The 24,428-nt window shown below is 63.0% G+C and carries 21 protein-coding genes and 1 pseudogene; 9 read left to right on the top strand and 13 right to left on the bottom strand.

Annotated elements, in window-relative coordinates; all coding sequences use genetic code 11:
• Positions 1-52: 52 nt before the first annotated feature.
• A complete protein-coding gene (locus IE266_RS04410) occupies positions 53-979 on the top strand; it encodes a helix-turn-helix domain-containing protein (protein WP_189678841.1) in 927 nt (308 codons plus the stop codon).
• Positions 980-1,281: 302 nt separating this feature from the next.
• Here IE266_RS04410 and IE266_RS04405 read toward each other — a convergent pair whose 3' ends face one another.
• Positions 1,282-1,962 (bottom strand): GntR family transcriptional regulator, encoded by a 681-nt coding sequence (locus tag IE266_RS04405; protein WP_189678840.1) that lies wholly within the window; start codon positions 1,960-1,962, stop codon positions 1,282-1,284.
• A 103-nt stretch (positions 1,963-2,065) separates the two neighbouring features.
• Here IE266_RS04405 and IE266_RS04400 point away from each other — a divergent pair, with 103 nt between their 5' ends.
• The 5 genes from IE266_RS04400 (at position 2,066) to IE266_RS04380 (ending at position 7,030) form a co-directional block, all read left to right on the top strand.
• A complete protein-coding gene (locus tag IE266_RS04400; protein WP_189678839.1) occupies positions 2,066-2,827 on the top strand; it encodes a citryl-CoA lyase in 762 nt (253 codons plus the stop codon).
• On the top strand, positions 2,827-4,140 hold the full coding sequence (locus IE266_RS04395) for a phenylacetate--CoA ligase family protein (protein ID WP_189678838.1): 1,314 nt from the start codon (positions 2,827-2,829) through the stop codon (positions 4,138-4,140). The genes IE266_RS04400 and IE266_RS04395 overlap by 1 nt, the downstream gene beginning before the upstream one ends.
• Before the next feature lie 41 nt (positions 4,141-4,181).
• On the top strand, positions 4,182-5,177 hold the full coding sequence (locus tag IE266_RS04390) for a TRAP transporter substrate-binding protein (RefSeq protein ID WP_189678837.1): 996 nt from the start codon (positions 4,182-4,184) through the stop codon (positions 5,175-5,177).
• 78 nt (positions 5,178-5,255) lie between these two features.
• Positions 5,256-5,723, top strand: a complete 468-nt coding sequence (locus tag IE266_RS04385) for a TRAP transporter small permease (protein ID WP_189678836.1) — start codon at positions 5,256-5,258, stop codon at positions 5,721-5,723.
• Between the two features lie 5 nt (positions 5,724-5,728).
• Entirely contained in the window at positions 5,729-7,030 is a 1,302-nt protein-coding gene (locus IE266_RS04380; protein WP_189678835.1) for a TRAP transporter large permease, read from the top strand.
• A gap of 361 nt (positions 7,031-7,391) precedes the next feature.
• Here IE266_RS04380 and IE266_RS04375 read toward each other — a convergent pair whose 3' ends face one another.
• Genes IE266_RS04375 through IE266_RS04340 form a run of 8 tightly spaced genes read right to left on the bottom strand, consistent with a single transcriptional unit; the run spans position 7,392 to position 14,190 of the window.
• On the bottom strand, positions 7,392-7,862 hold the full coding sequence (locus tag IE266_RS04375; protein ID WP_189678834.1) for a deoxycytidylate deaminase: 471 nt from the start codon (positions 7,860-7,862) through the stop codon (positions 7,392-7,394).
• 11 nt (positions 7,863-7,873) lie between these two features.
• Entirely contained in the window at positions 7,874-8,209 is a 336-nt protein-coding gene (locus IE266_RS04370) for a ferredoxin family protein (RefSeq protein ID WP_189678833.1), read from the bottom strand.
• Between the two features lies 1 nt (position 8,210).
• Positions 8,211-8,984, bottom strand: coding sequence for an enoyl-CoA hydratase-related protein (locus tag IE266_RS04365; protein ID WP_189678832.1), 774 nt, complete (start codon positions 8,982-8,984; stop codon positions 8,211-8,213).
• Complete coding sequence (locus IE266_RS04360; RefSeq protein ID WP_189678831.1) at positions 8,981-10,147, bottom strand: CaiB/BaiF CoA transferase family protein; 1,167 nt, start codon at positions 10,145-10,147, stop codon at positions 8,981-8,983. Before IE266_RS04360 ends, IE266_RS04365 begins: the two co-directional genes overlap by 4 nt.
• Before the next feature lie 12 nt (positions 10,148-10,159).
• Complete coding sequence (locus tag IE266_RS04355; RefSeq protein WP_189678830.1) at positions 10,160-11,527, bottom strand: FAD-dependent oxidoreductase; 1,368 nt, start codon at positions 11,525-11,527, stop codon at positions 10,160-10,162.
• Positions 11,528-11,556: 29 nt separating this feature from the next.
• On the bottom strand, positions 11,557-12,360 hold the full coding sequence (locus IE266_RS04350) for an ABC transporter permease (protein ID WP_229863892.1): 804 nt from the start codon (positions 12,358-12,360) through the stop codon (positions 11,557-11,559).
• On the bottom strand, positions 12,360-13,142 hold the full coding sequence (locus tag IE266_RS04345; RefSeq protein WP_229863891.1) for an ABC transporter ATP-binding protein: 783 nt from the start codon (positions 13,140-13,142) through the stop codon (positions 12,360-12,362). The genes IE266_RS04350 and IE266_RS04345 overlap by 1 nt, the downstream gene beginning before the upstream one ends.
• Positions 13,143-13,158: 16 nt before the next feature.
• The gene (locus IE266_RS04340; protein WP_189678827.1) at positions 13,159-14,190 is read right to left on the bottom strand and encodes an ABC transporter substrate-binding protein; all 1,032 of its coding nucleotides are present in this window, start codon (positions 14,188-14,190) and stop codon (positions 13,159-13,161) included.
• Between the two features lie 133 nt (positions 14,191-14,323).
• On the opposite strand from IE266_RS04340, the gene IE266_RS04335 reads away from it, so the two are divergent.
• Entirely contained in the window at positions 14,324-15,229 is a 906-nt protein-coding gene (locus IE266_RS04335; protein ID WP_189678826.1) for a LysR family transcriptional regulator, read from the top strand.
• Between the two features lie 276 nt (positions 15,230-15,505).
• Here IE266_RS04335 and IE266_RS04330 read toward each other — a convergent pair whose 3' ends face one another.
• The gene (locus IE266_RS04330; RefSeq protein ID WP_189678825.1) at positions 15,506-16,183 is read right to left on the bottom strand and encodes an endonuclease/exonuclease/phosphatase family protein; all 678 of its coding nucleotides are present in this window, start codon (positions 16,181-16,183) and stop codon (positions 15,506-15,508) included.
• Positions 16,183-17,592, bottom strand: coding sequence for a cardiolipin synthase (cls, locus tag IE266_RS04325; protein WP_189678824.1), 1,410 nt, complete (start codon positions 17,590-17,592; stop codon positions 16,183-16,185). The genes IE266_RS04330 and cls overlap by 1 nt, the downstream gene beginning before the upstream one ends.
• A gap of 212 nt (positions 17,593-17,804) precedes the next feature.
• Between cls and IE266_RS04320 the strand changes: the two genes are divergently transcribed.
• Both IE266_RS04320 and IE266_RS04315 read left to right on the top strand, forming a co-directional pair.
• Positions 17,805-18,293, top strand: coding sequence for a hypothetical protein (locus IE266_RS04320; RefSeq protein WP_189678823.1), 489 nt, complete (start codon positions 17,805-17,807; stop codon positions 18,291-18,293).
• A gap of 18 nt (positions 18,294-18,311) precedes the next feature.
• Complete coding sequence (locus tag IE266_RS04315) at positions 18,312-22,778, top strand: hypothetical protein (protein ID WP_189678822.1); 4,467 nt, start codon at positions 18,312-18,314, stop codon at positions 22,776-22,778.
• Here the strand turns inward: IE266_RS04315 and IE266_RS26825 are convergent.
• Positions 22,762-22,944 (bottom strand): annotated as a pseudogene (locus IE266_RS26825) (integrase core domain-containing protein); the annotation flags it as partial. The gene IE266_RS04315 and the pseudogene IE266_RS26825 overlap by 17 nt on opposite strands.
• An 83-nt stretch (positions 22,945-23,027) precedes the next feature.
• Positions 23,028-24,428, bottom strand: a complete 1,401-nt coding sequence (locus IE266_RS04305) for a M20 family metallopeptidase (RefSeq protein WP_189678821.1) — start codon at positions 24,426-24,428, stop codon at positions 23,028-23,030.

The raw sequence follows: 24,428 nt of genomic DNA, 5'->3' as shown, positions 1-24,428 counted from the left end.
ATTCGTTGACGACTGGCTCACGGCGTTGCGCGGCTTCTGCTCCGAAGAAGAGATGGAGTCCTTCCTGAGCCGGTCCGGGATTGGCGTATCGCCTCATCTCTCGAACAGCCGGGTCACGCACGACGAGATCGTGCGCCTGTACCAGATCGCCGCGGTCGAAACCGGGGACGAAATGATGGGGCTTTGGAGCCGTCCAATTCGCCCCCGCGCATTACAGCACCTGCTGACCACCGTCCGCGAGGCATCGAACCTGGCGTCGGCGCTGTTCAGGTTCTCGACCTTCTGGAACATGCTTCTGGACGATTACCAACTGGATGTCCGCAGCAGCTCGGATGAGTTGAGCCTCACCCTCGTCCCGCTCCAAGGGCTGCCGGTACAGCGCTTCGGCCACATGCTGATGCTCAAGCTGGCGCACGGGCTCTTGTCATGGCTCGCGGGCCGCGAAGTGCCCGTGGCGCGCGTCGCCTTTGCCTTTGACCGGCCATCCTTCGCGGTCGACTATCTCGTGCTGTTCCCCACCGCTGTCGGTTTTCAGGCCCCGCGATCGACCATCGTCTTCGATCCCACCCAACTCGGCCCACCCGTGGCGCGCGACAATGCCGCGCTCGTCAGTTTCGTCAGCAGGGCGCCCCGCGACTGGATCTTTACCAGCTACCGCGAACACAATCTCTCGCTTCGCATTCGCGCCCTGCTGCACCGGACGGATTGGAACAACTGTCGGTTGGCCCATGTCGCCGAGATGTTGGGGACCACGCCCCGGACGCTGATACGGCGGCTCGAGGAGGACGAGACGACATTCCAGGCGATCAAGGACGGGCTCCGACGCGACATCGCGATCCGCGACCTGAGAGACGGACGCAAGAACGTCGAGGAGATCTCGCAAGACCTGGGTTTCTCCTCGGCAGCGAACTTTCATCGCGCCTTTCGGCGTTGGACGGGCGCCGCACCGGGGTCTTATCGCCTCCGTAAGGGTCGATAAGCCACGTCATCTCAGAGTGGCGAAGCAATTGTCGCCCTGGGCATGGTCAAGCCGGTCTAACGCTTTGTCGTCTCGACCTCAGAAGACAGCGTATGACCTCGCCAAGGGTCAGGACCCATTAATCGGCTTGAGGAAGTGTTGGCCAGAGGGATGATGCCGGCGGTCTTGCAGTGTCAAGAAGACCGGTTCTGAGCCATTGAAAAACGCTGACCAACGCCCTGCCCCGCTTCAAGCCACCTATGCCCGACAAAAGCGCCGATCTCCTTGCGGGGTATGTGCTGCAGAGTCCATCCACTCCCGGATCAGGTCGGCTTCGGATCCGCCCGAAAGACGTTATCCGGCATGGAAGCCACGAAATCGCGTGCACGCGCGAGGTGGGCGCGCGAACCGGCGTCTGCCGCGGCCTCGTCGCCCTGGAGAATGGCCATTGCAATGGCCCTATGTTCGTTGATCGACTTTCCTATCTCTGAAGCAGTGAGCGAATTCGCGATCTGTGCCATGATCAACGAAAGCCGCATCTGACCGTTCAACACCTTCAACTGACCGTTTCCCGACGCGCTGAAGACAGCTCCGTGAAAACGTTCGTTTTCAGCGAGATACGCGGCCGTGGATATGCGCGGGGACTCGTCCCAGACTTCGCAAATTTCTTCTTCGAAACGCGCCCGGATCGGCTCGCTAGCTGCATTTTTCGCGGCCAATCGCGCCGAGAGCGCTTCCAGTTCCATGCGGATTTCGAACAGTTCCATCGCTTCCCGCCGCGACAGTCGCTTAACCAGCGCGCCACGATTCGGAACGGTCTCGATCAGCCCCTCTGCCGAGAGGATGCGAAATGCCTCGCGCAGCAGGGATCTGCTCACCCCGAGTTCCGAGGTCAGGTCGGCCTCGACGAGCCGCTGACCAGGGACATAGCGCCCGCCGTGAATGGCCGTGCGCAGCGCCTGCACCACGCTTTCGCCTTTTGCGCCATGGGTTGTCTTTTGCACTGGCTGCTCCGTTCGGGTTGGCCCGCCAAACATAAAAATTCCGCGGACCGTTGACAACAGCAATATTGTCGGACAATTTTGCCAGTCAAATAGGAGTAGCATCATGATCGGCAATTCAATCGAAGGCGCGAGCGCCATCAGCACTGCGGATGCGACCTCGATCACCGTCAGGGGACGCGACCTCGCTGGTGATCTGATGGGACGGTTGACCTTCACGCAATATTTCTACCTGCTTTGTACCGGACGCGAGCCCACCGAGAAGCAGACCGAATTCCTTGACCTCCTGCTGGTCGCCATTGCCGAGCACGGTCTGGTTCCGACCAACCTCGCCGCCCGGATGACCCTGGCCGCCGGCCCCGAGAGTATCCAGGGCGCGGTAGCGGCCGGCATCCTGGGCTGCGGTTCGGTGATCCTGGGCACTGCCGAGCTTTGCGGACAGTTTCTTCTGCGTGCCGAACAGTCAGGCGACGACCTTCAGAACATGGTCCGGAAAATGCGGACGGATGGCGAAAAGGCCCCAGGGTTCGGCCATCCCGTGCACAAGCCTCTCGACCCGAGAACCGAGCGCATCCTCCAACTGGCTGAAGAACGCGGGGCCGCCGGGAAATATGTCGCCCTGGCCCGAAGCGCCCGCGAGGCGGTCCACGCGGCATGGGGCAAGCCGCTGACCATGAACGTGTCGATGGCAATTGCCGCCGTGTTGCTCGACCTCGACTTCCCGCCGGCCATCCTGAAGGGTGTGCCGATCCTTGCGCGCACTGCCAGCCTTCTGGCTCACCTCGCCGAGGAGAAGGAACGCCCAATCGGCTTCTACATGGCGCACCACGCCGAGGTCTCGGTCCGCTACGACGGAGGAGAAGCGTAATGGAACTGGCCAAAGCAGAAGCGCACGATCCGGAAGCCGAAACCGCGCGCAACGATGCCGCATACCGGGCTCAAATTGCCTACCTCTTCGAAAACTCGCCCTTCTATCGCGAGAAGCTGACCAATGCGGGCTTCGCGGACGCCGGCGCGGTCGGCGGCCTGGCCGATATCGCGCAACTGCCCTTCACGACCAAGGACGAGCTTCGTGAGAGCCGCACCAAGGAAAACGCGATCGGAGGCCATCTCGCCGCCCCTCTCGGTGAGATCGTCCGCATCTATTCGACCAGCGGAACGACGGGTACGCCAAGCTATATTCCACTGACCCGGCCCGATCTGGCCAATTGGGTCGAGATCTCGTCGCGCTCGTACTCCGCCTCCGGGGCGCGGGCGAGACATCGGATCGTTTCGACCTATAATGCCGGCCCCTTCGTGGCAGGCGTCACGTTGGACGCCTTCGCCGCACTTGGCTTCTGTCACATACCGGTCGGCGCTGGAAACACCGAGCGGCTGATGGCCGCCGTGAACCTGCTGCGTCCAGACGTACTCGCCTGCACGCCTTCCTATGCCCTCCACCTCGCCGAATGGGCCGAAGCCCGCGGCATGGATCTCAGAAACTCGACAGTGCAGCGCATCATGGTTGCCGGCGAACCCGGGGGCGGCGAACCGGCCCTGCGGCAGCGCATCGAGACCGCTTGGGGCGCCAAGGTGACCGAAGCCATGGGGATCGGCGACGTGTCGGTCTCGCTCTGGGGCGAGTGCGAGGCGCAGAACGGCATGCATTTCTCGGGCGACGGCTTTGTCCATGCGGAACTGATCGACCCCGACACCGGGAACATCCTGCCCTGGGAAGACGGGGCCGAGGGCGAACTGGTCTATACGCATCTGAAACACCGCGCCGCGCCGATCCTGCGTTTCCGCAGCCGCGATCATGTGGTCGTGCGAATGGGCAAGTGTTCCTGCGGGCGCAACACGCCGCGCATCCGCTGCATCGGGCGCACCGACGACATGCTTATCGTGCGGGGCGTCAACGTGTTCCCGACGGCCGTCCGCGAAGTCGTCGCGGGTTTCGCCCCGGACGTTACTGGCGTCATCGCAATCTGCCCGCCCGCCAAAACGGTCAAGCAGGATCCGCCGCTGCCGATCACGGTCGAGCTGGCCGACGGCCGCGCCGCCGACGCGGGGCTGGCAGATGCGATCAGGCAGAAGCTGCGCGATACGCTGGTATTCACCAGCCGCATCGACCTGGTGCCCGCCGGAAGCCTGCCGCGCACCGACTACAAGTCCAAGCTCGTTCATTGGCCCGAGGCCAAGTGAACATACCACCGGAACGACCAGAGTTAAAAAAGGAGGAGAGAATGAAGACTATAATTGGCGCAACCGCGCTGGCCCTGTCGGCGTCGGCCGCCCTGGCGGCAGACTACGAACTGAAGATGTCGTCGATGTTCCCATCGACCCATTTCATCAACACGCTCGCCATGCAGCCCTGGGCAGACGAGATCAAGAAGCGCACTGACGGGCGGGTTGAGATCACGCTTTTCCCCGCGGGTTCGGCACTGGGCGATGCCACCAAGCAGTTCGACCAGGCTCGCGCCGGCGTCGTCGACGTTTCAGTCGGCATTCCGGCAATTCCGCGCGGCAGGCACCCGAAGTCGGTGCTGGTGGAGCTGCCGTTCACCGTTCCGAACGCCGAAATCGGCACCTGCGCAATGATGGCGATGAAGGACGAACTGGCCTCGGATTACCCCGATACCAAGGTGCTCTACCTCACCGTGACCGAGCCGAGCGGCGCACACACCCGTGCGAAGGTGGCAAGTCTCGATGATCTAAAAGGGCTACGCATCCGCACCCCCACCCCTGCTATCACCGCGATGCTGGAAGACATCGGCGCGACCCCTGTCGGGATGCCGCCCACGGAAATCTACGAAAGCGTCGAACGCGGGGTCATCGATGGCAACATCATGCCCTGGGGTCCGGTCGGTGCCTTCAAGCTGCATGAAGTGCTGAAGTATCATATCGACGCCGGCATCAACCCCGTCGCAATGTATATCGTCTTCAACCAGCGCAAGTTCGACAGCCTGCCCGAGGATATCCAGAAGGTGATCGACGAGGTCAGCGAAGAGGTTTTCTCGAACTGGGGGCGCTGGTGGGCGGAAACCGATCAGACGGCGATCGACGCCGCCAAGGCCGCGGGCAATGAGATCATCCCGGTGTCGGCCGAGGAACGCGAAAAATGGCGCGAGCGCCTGACGCCGGTGATCGACACCTACCTCGCCAACGACTCCGACATGCCCGTCGATGAGGCAAAGGCCACCTATGCCGCGATCCGCGAAGCTGTCGCGGGCTGCCAATAGGTTCAAACCAAATCCGCAGGGGCGGCCCGGGGATCACCCCGTGCCGCCCCGCATCATGACCCATCCAGGCGGATTACCATGAAACGAGCGACCTTCTATCTGGCGATCCTGGGCACCATGGCGTTTCTCTGCGCGGTTCTCTTGACCGTCGCAGACATCGTGCTGAGGACGACCGTCGGAACCACAATCCACGGTCTGACCGACATCGTCACCCTGTGCACCATGATCGGCGCACTGCTGGCAATTCCCTATGGTTTTGCAGCCGACCAGCATGTGGCGATCGATGTATTCACCGACAGGATGCCGAAACCGACCCAGCGCGCCTTGGCGGCCCTTGCGGCGCTTATGGCGCTGGCATTCCTCGGCGGGGCCGCATGGTTCGGCTATCAGCAGATGATGCGCGAATGGGGCTATGGCGACCGCAGCCAGTCCATCGGCATTCCGATGGTCTATTACTGGCTCCCCATGGTGATCGGCCTCGCGCTGGCGGCGCTGGTCAATCTCGTCCTGCTGTTTCGTGGGCTCCTTGGCCTGAAAGGAAATTAACCCAGATGTCCGCCCCGATTACAGGCCTCGTGGGCCTCCTTGTCCTGCTCGTACTCATCGGCCTGCGTGTTCCGGTCGCCATTGCCATGGGGACCGTCGGCATCGCCGGAGGCGTCTATCTGAACGGCTGGTTCAGCCTCGGCTTCGTGCTTGGCTCGCAACCGTTCGTGACCTCGTCCAGCTATGCGCTCTCGGTCATCCCGCTTTTCGTGATGATGGGAGCCTTCGCCTCGCGTGCGGGGCTTTCGGCAGCGCTCTACCGCTCGCTTCATACGCTGATCGGTCACTGGCGCGGCGGGCTTGCCTCGGCCACTATCGGGGCCTGCGCGCTGTTCGGCGCGGTCTGCGGATCGAGCCTTGCCACCGCTGCCACCATGTCACGCGTCGCCGTGCCGGAAATGACGGCCATCGGCTATGATCGGCGCCTGACCTCGGGAGCGCTAGCGGCCGGCGGAACCCTGGGGATCCTGATCCCGCCCTCGATCATCATGGTAATCTTCGCGCTGCTGACCGAGCAGTCCATCGGGCGAATGTTCCTTGCCGGCATGATCCCCGGCATCCTGGCCGCCCTGCTCTACATCGCCACGGTCACGTTGATAGCAACCGTCCGTCCTGACCTCGCCCCTCGTTCCGAGAGGAACGAAGGCGCCAGCACCCTGGAAGCGATGCGCCAGATGAGCCCGATCCTGGGCCTGTTCGGCTTGGTTATGGGCGGCATCTATCTGGGATTTTTCTCTCCTACCGAAGCAGCCGGTGTGGGTGCCTTCGGCGCAATCGTTCTTGCCGCCCTGCGCAAGGCGCTTACCCGCGAGGTGGTGGTCGACGCCCTGATCGAGACCGCGTCGACGACGGGGATGCTTTTCATGATCCTGATCGGCACCTCGGTGCTGCAATTCTTCATCGAAACCTCGACGCTTCCGCGCATCATCGTCGGGTGGATAGGCACTTTGGGCCTGGGCCCAACGGGCGTGATCCTTCTCATTCTATTGATCTACGTGATCCTGGGCTGCTTTCTCGACAGCCTGTCGATGATGCTAATCACCCTGCCGCTGGTCTATCCTATCATTCTGGACCTCGGCATCGATCCGATCTGGTTTGGCGTGCTCGTTGTCTCGGTAGTCGAGATCGGGCTCATCACTCCACCTCTGGGAATGAACCTTTACGTGATTGCCAGTTCCGTAGAGGGGCTGAAATTCGAGACCGTCGCGGCAGGTGTGGTGCCTTTCCTGCTGGCGGACTTCGTGCGCATCGCGCTGCTGGTTGCCTTCCCGGCCCTGTCGCTCCTTCTGCCGAGCCTGCTTATGTAGATCTGAGGCAATGAAAAGGCTCTGATAGGTCGGATCGAACGGCACCAGATTTGCAAGGCGCTCCAACACCCGAGTGGGATGGAGTATCATGAGCGCGTCTGCCACCAAGTCTTCACCTGTAGTCCGCCGGCACGCCGCGCGGAGAGATTTCGATGGTGAATGCCATCTCGTCCGGGAGGGCTTCGATGTTGCCCGCTGCGCGGCGACTAGGCTTATGGGGGACACAACCTTTCGAGACATCATTCGCGGCAAGGTACCGGGTCATGGGCGAATGCAATCCGGTCTCCGGCCTGGGTTCAACCGAACTTCCGTAGACAGAGCCGGCGCCCTGAACCGAGTTCGGTTGTCAGGGAACCACCAGTCAGATGCGACCCTGGCCGTCGAATTCGATGATCGTCAGCCCGGCTTCACGCAGCATCTGCGCAGATACCTGGAAGCTGTAGTCGAGTGCGCCATCCGCCTCGGGTATCGCTGGAGCGACCAGACGGGTGATCCCGGATTGGATCAGTGCCCGGCCACAGTCGGCACAGGGGAAGCGATTGACATAAGCGGTGCAGCCTTGCAGCGAGACACCCGTGCGTGCGGCATTGTAGACGGCGTTGCGCTCGGCGTGTTCGAACCAGTAGAACTTCTCGCCGCTGGCCCGGTCAAAGCGCGCCTCTTCGGTGGCAGAAACGCCGCGGGGCAACCCGTTGTAGCCCGTGGTGCGAACCTCGTGGCCATCGGGCCCGACGATCACGCAGCCGACGTGGAAGTTCCGGTCCTCCGACCAGCTGGCGACGGTATCGCAGAGGGCCATGAAACGGGCGGTCCATATGTCTTCACTTGCCATGATATCTCCCTCTACGCGTGGATCGCCGGCGACAGAACCGCCAGCGCGGGCGGGTCGGCGACCGGGGGACGGCCCTTCTTCCAGCCGCCGGGTTCGAGCAGTTGTCCATCGGCGTCGCGGAAGGCAGCGTCGTTCAGCGCCACGAAGGCGCGCTCTCCTTCTTCGACTTCGTCGGCATAGCGGATGGCGTCGACCGGGCAGATGCTCTCACACATGCCGCATTCGATGCATTCGGTAGGGTGGATGTAATACATCCGCCCCCCCTCGTAGATGCAGTCGACCGGACATGAAGTCGTGCAGATGCCGTCCTTCACATCGACGCAGGCGCTGGTGATGACCAGCGTCACCTTAGCGCCCCTTCCAGACTGGCGCGCGTTTCTCGCGAAATGCGGCGACACCTTCGTTTGAGTCCTCGGAGTCGAGCGCAGCCAGCAGTTCGGGCAGTTCGCTGCGATACGCGTCCTGCGGCGCCATCGCCCCGGTCTCGCGCACCAGCGCCTTGATGGCGCGCAGCGACAGCGGGGCGCCGGCGAGAATGTCGGCGACCCAACGGTCGACCTCGGCGTCGATCTCGGCCATCGGAACCACGGCGTTGACGAAGCCGTAGCGCGCCATCTCGGCCGCGCCGACCATGCGGCCGGTCAGCATCATCCCGACGGCGACGTTCCGCGGGATCAGGCGTGGCAGCATTACCATGCCGCCGTCGAGCGGCATCCGGCCGACCTTTGCCTCTGGCAGCGCGAAACGGGCGGTGTCGGCGGCGATCACGATGTCACAACCCATCACCATCTCCATGCCGCCGCCCAGCGCCAGGCCGTTGACCCGAGCGATTACGGGCGTCTTCAGGGTGCGGCGCAGGGAGATGTTGGAAAAGCCCGCGCCGAAGTCCTTCCAGTAGTCGACACCGCTCTTGCCACTGTCGTCCTTGAGATCGGCCCCAGCAGAGAAGGCGCGCTCACCCGCGCCGGTCAGGACGACGCAGCGGATGTCGGGGCGGGTTTCGATCTCGGTCCAGATCTCCGCCAGCCGGGCGTGGCTGGCGGTGTCGAGCGCATTCATCCGCTCGGGGCGGTCGATAGTGACTCGGGCGAGCGCGCCCTCGACGTCGAAGCGAATGCTCATTCCGCCGCTTCGGTGCGCAGGAGCGTGGCCAGTTCCTGCATCACCTCGTCGGTGTGCTCGCCGAGGCGCGGCGGCAGGTGGCGGACCTTCATGGGCGCGGCGCTGAGATGCACAGGGGAGCCGACGAAAGTCACCTCGCCGAGAATGGGGTGGTCGATCGGGCAGAGCATCCCGTTGATCTCGGTCTGCGGATCGGCCAGCGCCTCGCCCAGCGAGCGAACGGGCGCGCAGAGCAGATCCTGCGCCTCGAGCCGTTCCAGCCAGTGCGCGCTGGAGTTGGTGGCGATCCGCTCGCGGAAGGTCTGTTGCAGGAAAGGCTTGTTGGCGCGCTGGTGGTCGAGTGTCGGATAGGTCGGGCTCAGGTCGTCGATCTCGAGCGCGGTGCAGATGTCCTGCAGGGGGTTCGCCTTGAAGGCACCCACGATCACGATGGCCCCGTCGGTGGTGTCGAATACGCCCGTCAGCGGCATGGCGGCCCAGTTCAGCACCTCGCGGTGCTTCGACCATTGCGCGGCCTCCTGCATCTGCATCGCTATCATGCTGTCGTAGAGCGAGACGCCAACCTTCTGGCCCACGCCGGTCTTCTCGCGCATCAGCAGCGCCGCGAGGATGCCCTGCACGAGATGCATTCCGGCGGAATAGTCGCAGAGCGTGGTGGGATAGATCGACTTCGGAATCGACGGATCCTGCACCTTTTCCATCACGCCGGTCATCGCCTGTGCCAGCACGTCCTGCCCGCCCTTGTGCGCATAGGGCCCCACGGGGCCGAAGCCGGTGCCGCTGGCACAGATGATACGGGGATTGATTTTCTTCAGGTCGTCATAGCCGAAGCCCAGGCGCTCCATCACCCCGGCACGGAAGTTGTCGACCACGACGTCGGCGGTCTTCACAAGGTCGCGGACCTGTTGGCGGCCTTCCTCGGACTTGGTGTCGATGGCGACCGAGCGCTTGTTGCGGTTGAGCGAGGCGTAGACCGCGTTGTTCATCGCCTCCTCGGAGGGTGCGCCGAAGAAGTTGCGGGACAAATCGCCCGCCCCTGGACGCTCGATCTTGATGACGTCGGCGCCGAAGTCGCCCAGCATCTGGGTGGCGCAGGGGCCGAGCATGACTTGCGTGAAGTCGATGATCCGCACACCGCTCAGCGGCATTATCTGGTCTGACATTGGTATTCCCCGTTATTCGGCGACGAGCGTGTTTTCGATCAATGCATTGGCGGAGGGCTTGTCGCCCGGATCCGCCCCCTGGGCGCGCATCTGCTTCTGGATCGCCCGGTGGTCGACATCGCGCAGCGCCAGCCCGCCGTTCAGCGCGAGGCCAACCGCGACCCCCGCCGCCTCGCCCTGCGCCATGCAGGGCGGGATCTCGCGGCTGAGCTTCTGGGCGTCGCTCTCGACCGAGTAGTGACGGCCCGCGACGATCAGGTTGTCGACCCCCTGCGGCAGCAGCGCGCGGTAGGGTGTGTAGTAATCCCTGCCCCGGCAGACTGTGTCGGCGAAGTAGCGGCGCGACATGACGTCGTCCTTGGTGACGATGTATTCACCTTTCAGCAGCCTGGTCTGGCGGATACCCATCTGCTCGGCCGCGCCAAGCATCGTGCAGTTCTCGAAGCCAGGGATATTCTCGCGGGCGAAGTCGAAGAGTTTCATCATCCGGTCGCGGCCCTCGCATTCGGCGGCAACCATGTGTTCGACCGAGAGGCCGTCATAGCCGGGCATGTGCGGGCAGTTGCACCACACGATGCCGGGGATCGGTGTCTTGAGCCACCACATGCCCCAGGCCCCGCCGATGCGGCGGCGTGCCTCGCGGTCGAGTTTCTTGTATTCCTCGGGGTGGTCGAATTCGAAGGCGATGGCCTTGTCAGTATCGACATTCGCCAGCCGGAAAACGGTGGTGACGATGAACTGGCCGGTGGTGTATTCAGCCCCCGCCGCGACGCCGACGTCGAGATCGCCGGTGGCATCTACGATGTATTTCGCCCGGATCGCTTGCCGGCCAAGCTTGGTCTGCACGATCACGCCGGCGATCTTGTTGCCCTCGCGCAGCACGTCCGAGAACCAGCTGTGGGTGCGCAGGTTGATCTTTGCCTCGCGCACCATGTCGAGGCTGACGCGCTTCCAGGCGTCGGGGTCGAAGGCGACGGCGTGGATGATCGGCTGCGGCATCATCGCCTTGTGGAAGTCGATGCAGCCCCAGCGCGACCACTTGCGCCACATCTCCCAGTTGGTCTGGCAATCCTCGGAGGGCGGGTAGACCGCGCCATCCTGCTTCTCCATCCGCGCGACGAATTCGCTGACGATGCCGGTGGTGGTGACCTCGTTGCCCTCGTTCACCATGTCGTCGAGCACCAGAACCATGCCGCCCGAGGCCATGCCGCCGAGGTGGTGGTAGCGCTCGACCAGCGTGACGGAGGCGCCGTTGCGGGCGGCCGAGACGGCGGCGGCGTGTCCGGCCGGGCCGGCGCCGACGACGACCACATCGCAATCGGCGACAACGGGGATCTGTTCGCCCGCGGTGCGGACGGTATCTGTCTGACGCTCTGTCATGGTCAGGGTCCTTTTCGGTTGTCGGTCCGCTACCAGCGGACAATGAATCTCTCGGCCAGGGTGACGGCGGCAAACAGCACCACCGACAGGCCCGATGAGACGAAGACCGTCGCGTAGAGAAGCGGCGAGCGGAAGTTGAACGTGCTTTCGATGATGAGCGCACCGAGGCCGACGTTGGCGCCAATCCATTCGCCGACGATGGCGCCGATCACGCAGGTCGTCGCGGCGATCTTGAGCGCAGAGAACAGGAAGGGCAGCGAAGTCGGCAGGCGGATCTTCCAGAACACCTCGGACTTGGAGGCGGAGAGGATGCGCGCCAGTTCAAGCGCCTGGGGCGAGACGGACTGCAGGCCACGCACCATGTTCACCAGCGTCGGGAAGAAGCAGATCAGCGCGGCGATCACGACCTTGGCGGTCAAACCGGGGCCGAAGATCAGCACCAGGATCGGCGCGATGGCGAGGATCGGGATCGTGTTGACGAAGACGGCGATCGGGAAGAAGGCGCGCTCGACAAGCCTGCTGTGGACGAAGGCAACCGCGATCAGGATGGCCGCGAGATTGCCGACGATGAAGCCGGCGAGGCTTTCGATCAGCGTCGGCCAGAAGTTCCGCATCAGGAGCGGGAATTCGGAGACGAAGACCGAAAGAATGTCGGTCGGGGCAGGTGCGATATACTGCGGCACGCCGAAAAGGCGGACGCCAGCCTGCCAGATCAGCAGCAGGGAGACCGCCGTGCCGACGGGGATTGCGATGTTGATCAGCCGGTTCCGGTCCTTCGCGGTCAGGCCGCGCGGAGCAGAGGCGCGGGCGACGTTGGCTTCGCTCATGGCCATCAGCATTCCTCCAGAAGGCGCCGCAGCTGGCTGCAATACGCGTTGAATTCAGGCGCCTCGCGCAGCGATATCGCGCGGGGATACGGCAGATCGATGTCGACCACCTCCTTGATGCGTCCCGGATGGGCCATCAGCATCAGCACCTTCTGGCCGAGGAACACCGCCTCGGGGATCGAGTGCGTGACGAAGAGGATCGTCGTGCCGGTCTCCCGCCAGATGTCCAGCAATTGCAGGTTCAGCCGGTCGCGGGTCATCTCGTCGAGCGCGCCGAAGGGTTCATCCATCAACAGGAGCTTGGGCTGGCAGACGAGCGCGCGTGCGATGGCGACGCGCTGGCGCATCCCGCCGGACATCTCGCTGGGCAGGGCATCGGCCCGATCGCCCAGACCGACGAGTTCCAGCAGTTCGCGCGGAGTTCGGTCGCCCTTGGGGATCGCGATGCCGCGCTTGCGGCCGATTTCCAGCGGCAGTTCGACGTTCTTCAACGCGCTGCGCCAGGGCAGCAGGGTCGCGTCCTGGAAGACGAAGGCAAACTCGCGGGCGAGCCGGGCCGCCTCGGTCGACTTGCCGAAGATCTCGACGCTGCCCGTGGCCGGCGGCACCAGGTCCGAGACCAGCCGCAGCATGGTGGACTTGCCGCAGCCCGAGGGCCCGAGGATCGTCCAGAACTCGCCGGCACCGATATCGAGCGTGATGTCTTTCAGCGCGGTGAAATCGCCGAACCGGACACCGGCTCCGGAGAGGGAGGCCGCGATATCGCGGCCTTCCGTGTGCATGTCCATGCTCCCGTCCATCCGCTCAGCCCAGTTTCGGACGCACGTCGGCGGTGTCCTCGAGGATCTTCATCGTGACGAGATCCTCGAGCTTGGGCGCGCCATTGGCAAATTGCCCGAGCGCGTCGTAGGTGTCGATCTGCGCCTGCCAGTTCTCGGCGCTCATCTGGCCCCAGCCGTTCGCCTTGGTCAGCTCGTTGAACGAGAAACCGAGCACCAGCGGCACCGCCTTCATCTCGCTGGCCTTGTCGAGGTTCGGATAGCGTTCGACCAGCGCGTCGACGCCGGCTTCGGGATCGGCCATCACGGCGCCCCAGCCGCGCGAAATCGCCCGGATCGCGGCCGCGACCTTGTCGCTGTGTTCGTCGAGCATGGCGTCGGTCGTGTAATAGGGGTTCGCGTAGAGTTGGATGCCGGCGTCCCAAAGCATCATGTCCACCCGCTTGTCCCCGAGGATCGACAGCGCGTTGGTGTTGGTCTGCCAGCCGGTCACGGCCTGGACCTGGCCCGACATCAGCGGCGCCATGTCGCCGCCCATCACGACGACCTCGACCTGATCCTCGGCGATGTTGTTCTTGGCCAGCAGGGCGCGCAGCAGGATCTGGGCGGTGCCCTGGGTGCCGATCTTCTTGCCGATCATGTCCTGCGGGGTCCGGATCGGGCTGTCGGTCAGCGAGAAATAGGTGAAGGGGTGCTTCTGGTAGCCAGCGGCGACGCACTTGATCGGAAGCCCAGCAGCGCGTGCAAGCATCAGCGAGGGCGAGGAGGAGATCGAGCCGAAGTTGTTGGCTCCCGAGGCGACCGCTGCCACGCCGTCGATATTGGGGCCGCCCGGCACGATCTCGAGCGCAAGGCCCTCTTCGGCGAAGTAGCCGAGCTTGTCGGCCATCACCTCGCCCAGGATGCCGTTCGAGGCGAGCCAGCCGAGTTGCAGGCGGATCGTGTAATCCGCTGCCCGGGCGGGACCGACGGACAGGAATGTGCCGGTTGTTGCGAGGCCGGCGGTGGCCCCCATGCCCTGCAATAGTCTGCGGCGGCTGACAGCGCGAAATGTCATGGATCGTTCTCCCGGTTGGTCTGTTTTGTTTTGTTGGATTCGCCTCCAATGGTAGACCAGAGGGGGCGATGCACGTAGGATCAATTCCGATCCACAGCGATGCAGAAACTGCAGCGCCCAGTAATGAGGCACCATGCACGACAAGTTCCTCGCCTATTTCGACGCGGTGGCGCAGCATGGATCCATCCGGAAGGCGGCCGTGCACCTGAACGTCTCGTCCTCGTCGGTGAACCGCAAGATCATCGCCGCCGAGGAACGCTTCGGCGTCAGGCTCTTCGACCGTCACGCAGAGGGCGTGGAACTGACGGCGGCCGGTGCCGTAGTGCTTGAACACTGCCGCAGGACGCTGTTCGACTACCGCAAGACCATGTCGGTCATGGACGACATCCGCGAGTTGCGCACGGGCCATATCGACATCGCGACGCTGGATTCCGTGGCCCTGAGCATATTGCCGGACGTCTTGGAGCGTTTCTCAACCGCCTACCCGCAGATATCCTTCACGATCCGCATGGCTGAACCCAGCAATGTCGCCGACAGCGTGGCAGAGGGCCGCGCCGATATCGGCATCACCTTTACCAACGATCTGCGCACCGGCGTCCGCCCCTATACCGAGAAGTCGGCACCCATTGGCGCTATCATGCGCCCCGATCACCCGCTGGCCGGGCGCGACCGGTTACTGGTGGATGACCTTACGCCCTTTCACGTGGTGCGATCCTACGACGGGGTCAATGAACGCTCGCTATGGACCGAGGCGATGACAGCCGCGGGCGTGGCAGTGCCTACGCACACCACGACCAATTCGCTGCCACTGGCGCGGTCCCTGATCCTGCGGATGCACTGCATCGGAATCTACACCAAGATCGGCTTCCTAGGCGATATCGAAGACGGGAAACTGCACTACATTCCGATCCAGTCGCAAACCCTGAACGAACTGAAGATCGGCATCATCATCTCGGCCAGGACGGCCCTGGCGCAACCGAGCAACCTTCTCTGCCGGTCGCTGTCCAAAGCGCTGAGGGCGTTGCGGCTGGACTCGTAGAAGCCGGGGGCTGATCGTTGGTTTGGCCCCCCTTCGAAAGAAAAGACGGCATGCACACATCAACCCAGGCGCAGCGTTGTAGGTAGGTAGCTTGCCGGTAGCAGAGACCTGCACGACACCCAGCTTGGGCTCAAATCGCCACCTTCCCTGTCACGGGCGACCAATATTGGGTGTCGGTGTCTGGATCGAGAGAAAGCACAGTCGCCAATTACCTTGCCCGTTTCTCAGCACGCGGAAGCCCTCAGCCGACAGTTCAACCATCCGTAGCGACCCGCATCACTTCCGCTCGGCCACAAGCCACATGGGAAGGTGGTCCGATGCGATGTGCGCCGGACGCCGTGTCTCGATACCGCTTTCCAGGATGTGGACGCGTGCTCCATGCGCATACCGATCAAGGCCGGCAACGGGACGGATCGCCGGGAAACTGCGGCCCGGCGAAGCGATGGCCAGTCGGTTGGCCCAAGGTTCGAAGCCATTGCGGGCCGACCATTCGTTGAAGTCGCCCACGACGAGCGAATGCTCGGCCCTGTCGCCGAGATGCTGCAGGATCGCCGTCATTTGCAGGAGCCGCCAGCGCCGAAGCAGACCAAGGTGGGCGCCGACGACGTCCAAACCTCCGATACGAACGGATACCGCCCCGCGCGGCTCCAGTCCCGGCAATTCGATCCTGTTGATTTCCTCCGCGACGAGGCCCCGACGAAGGAGCATCGCATTCCCGTGCCAGCCGATACTCACGTCGGTCTCGGCAATATCCACGACCTCATAATCAGTATCCTGCTCGATCAGGAACCGAGGCAGTGCGGTGGGCCTTGAGCCAAGGCGCAGGTCCGCTTCCTGCAGCACGACCAGGTCAGCATTCACCGTATTGAGCACAGACAGAATACGCTCCGGTCGGCGCCGTCGGTCAAAACCCACCGCCTTGTGGATGTTGTAACTGGCTACCTTGAGACGCATCAGAGTATCGGGGCGAACAGGCGGGCGAATGGCGCCCCATACCGCACCAAGGGCCGCTGGCCCTTCAAATCGCGCTCCAGGGCGACACTGTTTTCCAAGTCGGCTTTGAGCATTGTCTCCACCTGCGCTGCGAAGTCCATGTCCTGAACAACTGCCATCGTTTCAAAGTTGAGCCGGAAAGAGCGGTTATCCATGTTCGCGGTTCCGACACATGCCACGTCATCGTCGATCAAAACGACCTTCTGGTGCATGAAGCCCTCCGCATAGCGGAAGATCCGCACACCGGCTTTGCGAATTGGATCGAAATAGGCGAAGGCCGCGAGCCACATCAGGAAATGATCCGAGTTTTCAGGGACGATCACCCGCACGTCCACGCCACGCAGGGCGGCACAGGCCAAGGCCGAGGATACGTCGGTATCGGGAACGAAATAGGGGCTGGCGATCCAGATGCGCTTGGTGGCCGACGCGCAGGCCAGGGCAAAGAACAGCGCCCCGGTATCCAGTTCGTCGCCCGGCCCCATAGGAACGACCAGCGCCGTCACATCCGCCGCATCACGCATCGTCTCCCATGTCAGCACCTCGGCCAGATCTTCATCGGTCGCCCAGTGCCAATCCTCGACGAAGGACAACTGGAGTTGCGTAACCACGGGTCCGCGCAGGTCCACATGGGTGTCGCGCCAGCGGGAGAAATTGCTGCCTCCATCCACGTATTCGTCGGCGACGTTGTGCCCCCCGATAAAGGCCCTCTGTCCGTCAACGATGACGGTCTTGCGATGGTTCCTGAAGTTGATCTGCAACCGCCAGGCCGGACCGCGGGACATACGTGGACCATAGACCTGAATGCCTGCTTCACGCAGCATCTGGATGTATTGGCCGGACAGCTTGTAGCCGCCGATGCCGTCGTAGAGCACGCGCACCTTGACGCCGCGTCCCGCTGCAGCGATGAGATGCGCCGCCAGCGCCTTGCCCAGCCCGTCGTCCGCGATGGTGTAGAACTGAACGCATACGTAGGAACGGGCGGAATCGATCGCCGCGAAAATCGATTCGAAAGTTCGCTTGCCGTCCAGCAGCAGGTTCGCGCTGTTGCCGGCCACGGCCGGCAATCCGGTGAGGCGCTCGAAGGCGCGCAACCGTGGATGTGCCTGGGCGTCAGAGTGCAGACCGATCGCTTCTGTTGCGACCGTTCTCCTCAAGTCCTGGCTGCGCTGGCGTTCGATGGCAAAATCCCTGAAACGGTTCCGGCCCAGCAAGAGAAATACGGGCACCGCGATCCAAGGAGCGGCGATCAGGAATACGACCCATCCAACCGCGCCCTGGGGTGTCCTTGCCCGTGCAACTGCGCGATAGACGCAGGATGCGATGAGGCTGATGGCCAACGCACCGGCGATAACAGACCAAACCTGTGTCATTCCTTGAAGGCCTTTTCCCGGCTTGAACTACCCATCCTGCGAACGCCGCGCTGTCGCGGGCAGATCGCAGCTTTACGAACATTACACACTGACCCGACCTCCGGTTCCACTCAAACGGACAGCGGCCCGAATCCGCCGCGGAGTACAACGCTTGCCACAAGTGTCTGGCACGGGTTAGCCTTGGTCCGGATTGATAGACTGGGGCCGGAAATGTGGTCGGTGCGCTGACTTCAACACAAATGGAGTTCATAACGCGCTTCATCCTGAAGCCGAACGCCGGCGCGCCCGCTCCAGAAGCCACGGATTTGCCCGAGCGCGCCCGAAAGGCCCGAACGATCTGGATAGGCGCCAAAGACCGTGTGGACGCTGAACTCGGCAAGCTGCAACAGATCCTGCGGGAAATTGACGACGCGAACTGCCAGGTCATCGCGGATAAGGGCCTCAATGGGTTTACCGGCAAGCTTCAGACAGGGTTGCTGGCCGCGCTTATGGATGCGGAAGCCGCCGGCCCGGACGTCGCGAGCGACCGCCAAGTGGCGCTGATCGACGCCATCGAGGATTTCGAGGATCGGCTGGCCAATGATCCGGCAATTTCCCTGATCGAAGACATCGGGGCAATGAAGGAAGTCATGGCGCCGGTCGCGCTGACCAAGACATTGGGAGCGGCGCTCGGCAGGATGCATTCCCTCGTGGCGGGATAACTCAGGGGAGGAAGGGCGATGGGCGAACAGGGCGATCAAGACCTGGACGAAGAGAAGATCGCGGCCTCCAACGAGAAATCCAAAGGCAAGGAAAAATCGCGGGCCAAGGGCGACGACGCACGTCCAGCATCGACAGGGAAACGCCGCAAGGCATCGCCCAAGCTGAAGTCCAAGTCGGGCGACCTCGCACGGGTGTTGCGCCTAAGTGCCTCCGATCGCGAAGAAGAAGACGACCTGCAGCCAGTGCCGCTCCAGGGGGTCCCCAATCCTGCCCGTGTCAGCAAGTCGCTGAAGCGCGCCTTGTTCAAGTCCGAGAAGGCGGTTGTCCTAAGTCGCTTCGACGACCTGCCCGACAATCTGCAACTTATGCTTGGCCAGGAGATGAGCGACTTTGACCGCAACAGCGAAGCCGAGGCCAACTTCTTCGACGACTACGGCACGATCGATGACATACTGGCCAATCCCGATCTGAAAGACGGAATGCCGCCGGATGCGAATGCTCCGGACAGCATGACCTATCGGGGTGCTGTCCTGAAACAGATGCAGGCGCATATTAACGACATAAACCGACGCGTTCAGACTGCGATGACAAGTCTGGCCGCCGCGGATGCCGAGGATGACTGGGACGACCTGGCCGAAACAGCCGCCAGGGAAGTCGCCGGAAAGAAGGTAAAGACAGCAGAGGCGCGCGCCCTGGAGGCGCAGCAGGCCCTTTTTCAGGCCAGATTGGTGGCGGAAGCCATGCGCGCGCATGTGCCTGAAGCGATACTGGCACAGAATTCGGCGCGTCTTTCCGACCGGCTCGACGACTTGATGCTGAACAAGAAAGCCAAGAAACGCGAACTCCGCGAATTGCGCAAGACGCCGACCGACGACGAGCGTGCCGCCGAGCGCCGCCCCTTCGACCTGATCGCGGAGCGCCACAGCACGACTGACGCCGCGCACCTGGATGTCTTCGCGCAGCAATTGCTGCACGCCCCGAGCGCGACCGACCGCGCGCGCATCAAGGACGCCACGGACGCTGCCATCGCGCGCGCAGAACGCCTGCTGGATCTGGGCGGCAATATGGACGACGTCGAAGCCACTCTCGAACACATACCCCGCGCCTTCTGGCCTCCGCGTTTCGTCGACGAGATCCAGGCGTGGCGCAAGGTCGAGCGCGAGTTGGCCGACCAGCGAATACAGACCTACATGGAGCAGGCCGCCCCGCCGAAGATCGGCAAGATGGAAACAACCGAGGATGTGGTCAAATTCGTCTCGACCTATTTCGACGACGTGATGACCTTCCTGAATGCCAATGAAGGAACCATAGGCGACGACAATCAGGATTGGAGCAATACGGAGTGGGTGAATTACGGCATATATAACGTCAAGAACCTGATCGACAGCGTGAATGCCATCCGCGAACTCGACCGCGATGACCCGGAGTTTAAGGATAAGCTGGGCACCGCGATCGCCACCGCGACCAAGTCGATCAGCGACGGAATACGTAACGTCTCCAACTGCTCCAAGGAGTTGACGGACGCCATGAGTTGGGCAGCCGGGCTTGGGATCCTTTCGGAGTGCATCGACATCGGGATGGAAGTCCGCGATCTCGTCCGCACCACCTCGCTGAAGTCGACCACGAGCGCCGAACTGATCGGAATGGCCAACCTGGAGTCTCGAGGCCAGCGGATTGACAAGGGGATGGAAAACGCCCTGTGGAACGAGGTCGATGCCCGCGCATTGCAGCAGAAGAAACAGGCCGTCAACATTGCCGCCCATACCGTGGCGGCCGCCGGCTATGCGGCGGATTTCGGCGGCGTCGGCACACCGATCAAGGCCGTTGGAAAATGCATCGAATATGGCGGCCGCGTGGTCTTCGCCAATATCGACTTCAACAACATCCAGACCGCCAAGAAGACGATCGAGGCGGCGCGCGCCGGGTCAGTGCCCGCACAGCTCGAGGTGATGCGGAATTCGGCGCTCTACGCGAAGAGCTATATCGCGATCAAGGCGCTGGAAACGCCGCCCGACCGCGTCGCGATGGAGTTCATCGTGCGGCGCGGTTATTCGGAGGCCGATCTGGAAAAGGAAGATGTGACTGTCCAGATCCTGGCGCAGGCGATGATGGACCATGCCGACCAGAGCGATGAAACCCAGGCCGGAGACTCGCGCGCCGCAGCAATTGCCGACGGGCTGACGGATGGCCGCGGAGGCCGCATCTTCGGCGCGATCAAGGGCAAGCTGGACGCACGGAAGGAACGAAAGACGGAAGACAAGCACCGCGTGCAGGTGGAAAAGCCGTTGAAATACGCGCCGCAGGATCTGACGTTGACCGATGCTGGCTGGGCGGGCCTCGTGTCCAAGATGCAGGCAGCCAACGTCTATGACGACCCCGCCCAGGGCGCGATTGCGAAGAGCATGGCCAAGGTCTCGTCCAATATCGCGCAGCTCGGTTACGCAAAGCGCCAGGTGTCCCGCCAGTTCATGAAGGCGCTCCTGGTAAAACACCCGAACCCCGACAGCCTGAAGGCAACAATGGTCAAGGTTCGGAACGCGTTGTTGCAGCTTGCCTCGGACATGCGCGCCTATACGCCGATGACGACGACGCCGCTCGCCGACAAGAAGGCGCCGATCCCCGATGACAAGGTGCCGGTGGCCAAACCGCATGATACAGCGGCGCAAGCAATTGCGGACTACGTGCAAGCGATCACCAGCCAGGTGGCGGAAATCGACGCGCTGCTCAAGGAGACCGGCTACGTCAACGAGGCATGGGAACCGCCGGGTGCCGATTCACTGGAAAAGATCGCGGAAGCGCGGCACGCGCTGCAGTATGACGCGGGGCTGGACAAGGCCGGACGGAAAGCCCAGCGAAAGACCCTCGACAAAGAGCAGCAAAAGGCAGAGGCCGCTCTGCCGCTGGAGGCAAACAGCTTCGGAAGTGTCTATGACGCCTACGCCAAGGCGTTGCGCCTCCCGGAGGGACGTTCGACCCTGGTAGACGACTCAGAAGGCGATGACCGGGCCGCGATCTCGGCGGCGCTTAAGAAAGTGGAGGCTGCTTGGGCGGCCTATCAGGCGCAGGACGGAGAGCCGGACAAGGACGCGCCGGCACCCAGCAAGATGAAGGATACGAAAAACGCGCCGGCACAGCTGAAGTTGGCGCGCGGCGAAGAAGCCAAGGCTGCGTTGGTCCGCCTGATGGATCTTCTCAATCAGCTGCGACCGGGCTGCGCAAACGAAGGGATGCGCCGATATGTCGATCACCTGATGGAGACCTCCCGTTTGCGCCTGCGCGAAATCTTCGCCGACCAGACGGCACGGACCGCCGACTACAAGGCAAAGCTGCCCAAGCGGGCAACCATGGACGTGCAAAGCCTAGACACGGTTCTGAAGGACGCCGCGAAGGAAGGCGCACTGGATGCCTGGAGCCCGACGATCAGCGCGATGCGGGAGGCAATGAAGAGCCGAGAGGTAAATTTCGCGGCCTATGGCGCTGACAAGCTTCCGGATGCGGGAACTGTTCCCGGCCCCGAAAACTACGGGAGCAAAGGGAGGATGAAGGACAAGGTCATGCAGGCGTCGCTCCGCGCCATGCACAGCTCCATAGGCGAAGTGCTGTCGTCGGACATACTTCCGCCGGATATTCAGAAGTATCTCAAGAAGCAGCTGAAACTGGTCGAGGACGAAAGCAACGCCATCGCGGATCGGGTGAAAGCAGTCGAATTCGACCTGGTTCCTTTGCCCGCGAAAGGCCTGCCGGCAAAGGACGATTTCGTATCGACCTGCAACAATGCCTATCACGCCGGTGCCGTGGACAGTTCGACGAACGTGCTCAAGGTCGGAAGCGCCCTGGCGGATTTCGAGAAGGCCCAGGCGGCCTGGCAGAAAGCCCTTGGTCAGGAAAGCACCGAAAAGCAGCGCAAGGCCCTGAGCAAGGCAGCGCGGAAATACTGGGCGGCGATTGATATCGCGCAAGGCGGCATCGCCAAGTTGATGCATGCCAAGGGTTTTGCCCAGAACAAGGCAATGGAGGATTACCTGACCGAAATTGCCAACGCCCTGGAAGAACTGCGCAAAGAACTGGAGCAGCGCAGCGTTGCCGAAAGCGACGCCGCCCTCAAAGCGTTAAATGAAGTCTTCAAGCAGGCGAAGAAAGACAAGCTCAGCCTGGATAGCGAAGAGGTGGTACGGGAAGAAATCGAAACTGCGCTTGCGCGACGCAAATCGGCGGCATTGGCCGTGGGCGGGATGGATCTTGAAAACGAGGTTCCCGGACGCAAGGCGGCAAGAATCGCCGAGAAAGAAAGGATCGATTTTGAAAAGGCGATCGCCGAAGCCCATGCCGAAGTGTCCAAGCTTGACCGCACGGACGAGAAAAGAAAACATTTCCTCGCCCAGATCGACAAGCTCATTGCAGATCTGGACGCAGCCTATCTTGAAATGTTCTCGAAGGGCGCACTGAATAACCTTGCGCGCGGTCTCGTCAACAAACGCAAATAGTTTTCCGGAGCCCGTGGCTGGTCGGAGCTGCAAGACTTGCTCTGCGCCCTGGAAACTGGGCCGCAAAGGCGCTGGGCGTCAAGTTTCCGAGCGCCGAATGCGGCCGGTTTTCGTTGTAATCGATCCTCCATTCGTTGATCCGTTGGCGGGCATCGGCAATCGACAGGGCGCGCCAAGGGGCGCCGGCCATGAATGCCTGCCGATCAACTCCCCGCGTTGCCGGGTCTGCACATGTGGACACCTAGCGCCTCAGGACCGGGAGGCGTGAAACGGAACCCCCTTGCCCACATCCCAGAAAACGCCTGCCATAACCTCCAGCGCCTCGCGGCAGACCGGCTTCAGCACATGCTCGTTCGGGGCATGTTGCGAGCAGCCACGATAGGAATGCGGCACCCAGACCGTCGGCAGACCGAGGATATCGGCAAAGGTATCGTTCGGCAGCGATCCGGCCAGGTTGGGCAGGACATGCGGCGCCTTGCCGGTGGTGGCCTCGATCGAATCGCGCACGAACAGCACCCAGGGGTGCGTCGGATCAAGCCGTGTCGCGGCGAAGAAGCCGCGCTCGGCTGGGGTGATCCTGACCATTTCGAAGCCATGGGCGTCGAGATGCCGGCGCAGGCTTGGCAGGACCGCTTCCGCGTCCGTCCCCACGACATAGCGCAGCTGGCAGGTCGCCCGCGCCGAGGCCGAGATGGCGTTCACCGGAGCTTCGGGCACGCCGCTTTTCATGGCGAGGATGGCGAAGCTGTTCCAGCCATAGGCGCGTTCGGCCGGGGTCAGGCTTTCCTCGCCCCAGTCATGGTCGATCTGCGGGCTATCGGCACCGGCTTCGATCGGCAGCTCGGCCAGAGCGGCGCGGACCTCGGGGGTCAGGCTGGTCGGGCGCCATTCCGGGATCAGCAATTGCCCGCGCTTGTCGGAAATCGTTGAGAGCGCCTGGGCCAGGATCATCGCAGGGTCGGCCAGCAGACCGCCCCAGTTGCCCGAGTGATGCGCCCCCTCGCGCAGGTCGACGCTCAGGTCGAAGGTGATCCCGCCGCGCGAGCCCATGAACATCGCCGGGGTCTCGGGCTGCAGTCGGGGCCCGTCCGAGGCGATTAGCACATCGGCGGCAAGCAGGTCCTTTTCAGCGGTGAAGAAATCGCCCAGGCCGGGCGAGCCGGTCTCTTCCGCCATCTCGATCACGATCTTGACGTTGAAACCCAGGCTGCCGCGGGTGGCGATCACCGCTTCGAGCGCCGCGATATTGATGAGATGCTGCGACTTGTTGTCGGCCGAGCCGCGACCGTACAGCCGATCGCCGCGCTCGATCAGCTTGAAGGGTTCGAGCCCCTCTTTCCACATGCCCTCCTGGGCGCGGATCACGTCGCCGTGGCCATAGGTGAGGACGGTGGGCAGGCCGTCGCCCTCGTGGCGGACGCCGACCAGCAGCGGCGGCGCCTTGGGCACCGGATTGTCGAAGATCCGGCAGGTAAAGCCAGCGGCCTCCAGCCGGGGTATCATAGCCTCGTTCAGATAGCGCGGCAGTTCGGCGGCGGCCTCGGGGTTCTGGCTTTCCGTCGGATGGGCCACCAGAGCGGCCAGGTCGGCCTGGAAGCGCCCGCCGTCGAAATAGTCGTGAACGGCGGAGATTGCAGAGGCGCGGGTCAT

Source organism: Seohaeicola zhoushanensis (genome assembly GCF_014656415.1).
Lineage (GTDB): Bacteria > Pseudomonadota > Alphaproteobacteria > Rhodobacterales > Rhodobacteraceae > Seohaeicola_A > Seohaeicola_A zhoushanensis.
Note: the sequence above shows the minus strand (reverse complement) of the source record. Positions and strands in the feature narration are given on the sequence as shown.